The sequence below is a fragment of the Streptomyces sp. HD genome, assembly GCF_028369295.1.
Classification (GTDB): Bacteria; Actinomycetota; Actinomycetes; order Streptomycetales; family Streptomycetaceae; genus Streptomyces.
In genome coordinates this window covers 1-4,018 of record NZ_JAQMYP010000121.1, presented here as the reverse complement: position 1 = coordinate 4,018, position 4,018 = coordinate 1, and the positions used below count along the sequence as shown (strand labels likewise).

General features: G+C 70.0%; 5 protein-coding genes and 1 pseudogene. 3 read left to right on the top strand and 3 right to left on the bottom strand.

The features are described from left to right. Positions 1 to 428: 428 nt before the first annotated feature. The 3 genes and pseudogenes from POF73_RS45510 to POF73_RS45500 all read left to right on the top strand — a co-directional run. Positions 429 to 821, top strand: a pseudogene (locus POF73_RS45510) (Asp23/Gls24 family envelope stress response protein); the annotation flags it as partial. Positions 822 to 864: 43 nt separating this feature from the next. Beyond that, a complete protein-coding gene (locus POF73_RS45505; protein ID WP_272125422.1) occupies positions 865 to 1,056 on the top strand; it encodes a hypothetical protein in 192 nt (63 codons plus the stop codon). Between the two features lie 282 nt (positions 1,057 to 1,338). After that, positions 1,339 to 1,785 (top strand): DUF5994 family protein, encoded by a 447-nt coding sequence (locus POF73_RS45500; protein ID WP_334313682.1) that lies wholly within the window; start codon positions 1,339 to 1,341, stop codon positions 1,783 to 1,785. A 68-nt stretch (positions 1,786 to 1,853) separates the two neighbouring features. On the opposite strand, the gene POF73_RS45495 is transcribed toward POF73_RS45500, so the two are convergent. The 3 genes from POF73_RS45495 to POF73_RS46130 form a co-directional block, all read right to left on the bottom strand. Next, positions 1,854 to 2,252, bottom strand: a complete 399-nt coding sequence (locus tag POF73_RS45495; protein WP_272125420.1) for a DUF5994 family protein — start codon at positions 2,250 to 2,252, stop codon at positions 1,854 to 1,856. A gap of 48 nt (positions 2,253 to 2,300) precedes the next feature. Then, positions 2,301 to 3,302, bottom strand: coding sequence for an acyl-CoA desaturase (locus POF73_RS45490; protein ID WP_272125418.1), 1,002 nt, complete (start codon positions 3,300 to 3,302; stop codon positions 2,301 to 2,303). A 478-nt stretch (positions 3,303 to 3,780) separates the two neighbouring features. Next, on the bottom strand, positions 3,781 to 4,018 hold a 238-nt coding region (locus POF73_RS46130; RefSeq protein ID WP_334313681.1), incomplete at its 5' end, for a hypothetical protein.

Below are 4,018 nucleotides of genomic sequence, written 5' to 3'. Positions count from 1 at the left end.
TGACATGGCCCAGGCCGCCCTCAGCGCTCCGGCCGGTCACATGACGGCCATGTCCTCCCATATGACTGAAATGGCGTCCCGGGCCTACCCTGGTGAGTGGGTCGGCGCACTCTCACGTGCAATGACCCGGAAGGGCGGCCCCGGTGTGTATACGCCGGGGCCGTTGCGTCACCGGCGTCGTCGGGGCGCTCGGCAGGGACACGCTCCACCTGCTGATCATCGGGGTGACGGTGCTCATCGGCGATCTTGTCCTCCTCAGATCGCGGACGGGCGCAGCCGCAGGTCCCGCGTCCGGTAGGGCGGTCCGACCGGCCGACCGACCTGACCTTCTGCGGGGGTCACCACCGCTGCCTCCTGGCGCAATGCCCGACATCGCTCACATGCCATTTGCCTGAGCAAGGTCGGGCACTCGCCGTCAGTGTGAAAGGAATCCGGGGTCGCGCGGCCGTACGACTATCGCCGACGGCGTGGTGGCGAAGATCGCCGGGAGGGCGGCCCGCGACGTGCCCGGCGTCCATTCGATGGGCGGTGGGTTCGCCCGTGGCATGGGGGCGATGCGTGAACGTATGCCCGGTGCCGGCGGGAAGTCCGTCACCAGCGGAGTGAAGGTCGAGGTCGGCGAGGTACAGACCGCGGTCGACCTGGAGATCGTCGTCGAGTACGGCGTCTCCATCGTCGAGGTCGCGGGCGACGTCAGAGAGAACGTGATCGCTGCCATCGAGCGGATGACCGGTCTGGAAGTTGCCGAGGTCAATATCGCGGTCGGCGATGTGCATTTGTTCGACGAGGAGGAGGAACAACCAGAGCGGCGGTTCGAGTAATCGCTTGCCGGGGCCAAGGCGAGCAAGGAGCGAGGAACGCGCGATGGGTATGGCCGCGGTTGGCCTGTTCACCTGGATGGCTCTGGGTTCTGCCGGACACTTCGCCGCCTTCGGCGCGTCCTTGCTGGTGGCAGCAATGGGTCCCATCGGGTTCGTCTCCGGACGGTTCGCCGACGGTGACGGGGAGCTCGGCGACCTCTTCCACGGCCGCGAGCACGGCAATCGGCGGCGGTGAGACCAGCCGCTCCTCGGAGGACGACCGCCGACGGAAGTGAGCCGACGTCCATGAGCGGTCCGTTCGGCCTCTTCGGGGAGTAGCGTGAACTCATCGGGAGCACTTCGCACACCGGCTCCGATGCCGGTTTCGTTCCCGGTGAGCAACGACACCGGACGGCTGCCCTCGCGCAGAGGTGCAGAGGTCCGGAGACGGGTTCGCGCGATGTCCGCGACCACCTCTCATCCCCCGCTACGGGCCGTTCCCTTCAGGGCCCCGACCGCGCGCCTCGCGCTGAAACCCGTGAGTCCTTCACCAGGGCACGCCGAACTGGACGGCGCCTGGTGGCCCCGTTCACGTGACCTGGCACACGAACTCTCCGCTCTGGCGGACGTACTGGATCCGCTGTGGGGACGGATCACCCGTATCGCCGTCAACCCACGCCACTGGCCGGTCCGCCCTCGCAAGATCCTCGTCAACGGCCATGCGGTGAAGGCCGGTTGGTTCCCGTCGGGGCAGGATCCGCACAATATCCTGCTGCTGTCCTATACGGCGGGCCGCTGGGCCCTCCTGGTGATACCCCCGGAGACCAGCGCCCCCTCCGCCGCCCGGCTGATGGCCGCCGCGAGCGCGAACACCGGCCCGGCGACGACCGCGACCGCCCTTCTGACGGCGGAACAGGCCGGCGAAACTTCCTCGTCGTACGAGGCCACCACCGGCCCGCCCGGCCGACTGGTGGTGGGGATGTGACCGTCGCCGTCGCCGACCCTGGCCGTCGGTGCCCTGATCATTCTCCGGGCAGTCCGTGGCAGGCCGGATCAGACGGGACCACTTGCCGCGGCCGCCATGAGCGGTTCCGCGGCCTCCTCGGTCGTATCCGGAGGCACGACCAGCAGGTCCCAGCGCCCCCGGCCGGGGGCGAGCAGGACGATGGTGTGCGGAGCGGATGCCGCCACGGTCCTGCACAGTCGTACGACCTGGTTGAACACGAGCATCCGGCCGGGCACCGCGGACCACGTCGTTCCGTTGACGGTGACGCTGGTGATGTGGCCCCACGCGCGCGGCAATCCGGCGAGCAGCCGGGGGAGTTCGGCAAGCAGGTCGTACGAATGGGGCCACCATGCTCCGTCGATGGGCTGGGGCATGCCCCCGTGGGGAGCCAGGCGCAGGCGGAGAAGGGGATGGGAGGGAGGAGGGGGTTGCAGCGCGGTGGTCATGAAAGCTCCTGTCAACTGCCGTACGGCGGAGGAGGTGAGTGACCGGTGTCAGGCGCGGCGGGCGGCCACGCGGTCCGGAGTGGGCCAGCGCACGTCGTACACCCAGCCGAGGCGTTCGAGGAGGCGGATCACGGCGGCGGAGGGGTCGAGCTGGCCGCGGTCGACGCCGTGGCGGGCGCTGGTGGGGTCGGCGTGGTGGAGGTTGTGCCAGCTCTCGCCGAACGACAGCAGGGCCATCGGCCACAGGTTGGTGGCCCGGTCGTGGCGCCGGGTGCGGAACGGGCGCTCACCGATCATGTGACAGAGGGAGTTCACGCTCCAGGTGACGTGGTGGAGCAGCGCGATGCGCACAAGTCCCGCCCACAGCAGGGCGGTTACGCCGTACAGCCACGTACCGCCGATGGCCCAGCCCACCGCGAACGGCAGGGCGAGCGTGAGGACGCACAGCGCCGGGAAGGCGCGGGCGACGGCACGGATGTCGCGGTCGGCCAGCAGGTCGGGTGCGTACCGGTCGGCGGGTGTGCGGTCGTTGCGGAAAAGCCAGCCGACGTGTGCGTGCAGCAGTCCGCGCAACTGGCCGCGCAGGTGCGTGCCGTAGCGGTACGGGGAGTGCGGATCACCGGGCCTGTCGGTGAAGGCGTGATGGCGGCGGTGGGTGGCGACCCAGCCGATGACGTCGCCCTGGAAACTCATCGAACCGGCCACCGCGAGCGCGATCCGCACGGGACGGACGGCCCGGTAGCCGCCGTGGGTGAGGCCACGGTGGAAGCCGACCGTGACGCCGAGACCCGTGATCGTGTAGAGGACGAGGGCGAGCACGATGTCGGCGGGATGGATGAGGCTCCCCCACAGCAGCCAGCCGGCGAGACCGATCGCCACGAACGGCAGGACGACGATCACCGCCGTCACCGTGACGTACAGACGCTCACCGCCGTCGCGCGCGGGCGCCGGGCCGTCCGGTGGGAAGGGGGACGTCCCGTCGTAGCCCTGGGGCGGCGGGGCGGGGTCCGACGGTGTGACCGTCGTGGACGTGGTCGGACTGAGTGGCATACGTGGCTCCTCGCCCTGGATGCGGATGGCGCGGCCGGGGTCAAGGGCTGCCCATGAGATGGGAGTCGCGAGGACGGGGCCGGTTCGGACACCGGCATACGAAGAGCCCTCGCTTTCTCCACCGTACTCCCGCACGCTCCGGGACGAGGCGGGCCGGAGCGCGTGGCCGTCGCGTTGACACGGACTGTTGCCGGACGTTGACTGGCAGCACGGTGCAGGGCCATGCCACTCCGGAACACACGGCGAAGCATTCGGCCTTCCCGCCTCGCCCGGACCCCGCGGGAACCCATCCACCGAACAACAGCGAGGCCGGCCATGACCGTTTCACGGACCATCAGGAACCAGGCGCAGACGATGAAGGGCAGGATCACGGAAGAGCTCGGCCGGGTCACCCGCAACAGGCGACTGCAACGCCGGGGCAGGGCCGACCGGGTCTCCGGAAGCCTGAAACAGGCCGTCGAGAAGGCCAAGGTGGCCTTCAGGCGGAACGGAAGCGGCACCCGATGATGTACGACCAGACACGCGCCCAGCAGCCCGCGGGCCGAACTCCGGGTTCGGCCGGGCGCCGCACCCCGGGCCCGGGGCCGCTGCTCCCGTCGGACGAACAGGACAAGATCGTCCAGCGCTCCGGCACGCCCTCAACACCCTCGCCGAGACCCCGCTCGACGAGGCGCTGGAAGAGGCCGAGAGTGCCTATGGCGAAGCCACCGCCCAGT